The organism is Alcanivorax sp. HI0044 (assembly GCF_001634945.1).
In genome coordinates, this window is the sequence record NZ_LWEZ01000448.1 from 1 (window position 1) to 828 (window position 828).

An 828-nucleotide genomic window follows, 5' to 3' on the forward strand; every position below is an offset into this window, starting at 1 on the left:
GGATTCCACATTGAAGCAGTGGATGTTGGCTTTCAGAGCCGCGGCCATTTCGTCGGCGGTTTTGCCCACGCCGGAAAAGACAATCTTGTCCGGGTCGCCCCCGGCGCGCAGCACCCGCTCCAGCTCACCACCGGAAACGATATCGAACCCCGCTCCACACCGGGCCAGCACATTCAACACCGCCAGGTTGGAGTTGGCTTTCACTGCGTAGCACACCTGGTGAGGGTGGTCGCCGAAGGCTTCATCGAAGGCCAGATAGTGACGCTCCAGAGCCGCACGGGAATACAGGTAGAGCGGTGTGCCGAAGCGATCCGCCAGCTGTTCTACGGGAAGATCTTCGGCGAATAGCTGGCCGTCACGGTACTGAAAGGGATCCATGATTATTCCTGTCCGGACGCGTTGGCGTCGTCTTCGTCTTGGGTGTCTTCACTGTCTTTTGCATCGGGCTGCGCCGGTTGCGCGTCGCTGGCCGGTGCGGTTGCGCTGCGTTCCTGGTCAAAATACAACGGACCTTTCTGGCCGCAGGCGGCCAGTAGCAGGAACAGTAACAGGCTGAATGGGCGCATGGGATACTCCGTTTGCTGGAGGGGGAGTATAACGGTTCGGTACTGCAATGGCAGCCTGCGTGCCGCTGCGGTTTGGGTGTCCGATAACGCCGCTTGAGAAAAAAGCGGTCCGGTTTACTATCAGTGAATAGTCTGCCCCGCGTGGACACATTTCTGCTGATCTTTTCGCCCCTTCACTCGTACTTGCCCTGCCTGCGCCTGGATACCCCGGCATGCGGGCGGGCGTGTATGCGCGGGGCATTTCTGAATGATTGACCCTGTA

General features: G+C 59.4%; 1 protein-coding gene and 1 pseudogene. Both read right to left on the bottom strand.

What is annotated here, in order from left to right; translation table 11 throughout:
* Positions 1-378: pseudogene (locus A3730_RS05530) on the bottom strand (diaminopimelate decarboxylase); the annotation flags it as partial.
* Between the two features lie 2 nt (positions 379-380).
* Entirely contained in the window at positions 381-566 is a 186-nt protein-coding gene (locus A3730_RS05535) for a lipoprotein (RefSeq protein ID WP_063519237.1), read from the bottom strand.
* Positions 567-828: the final 262 nt, after the last annotated feature.

Excerpts from the sequence above, each read along its gene's own strand:
- A3730_RS05535 (WP_063519237.1), bottom strand. The coding sequence starts at position 566 with ATGCGCCCATTCAGCCTGTTACTGTTCCTGCTACTGGCCGCCTGCGGC.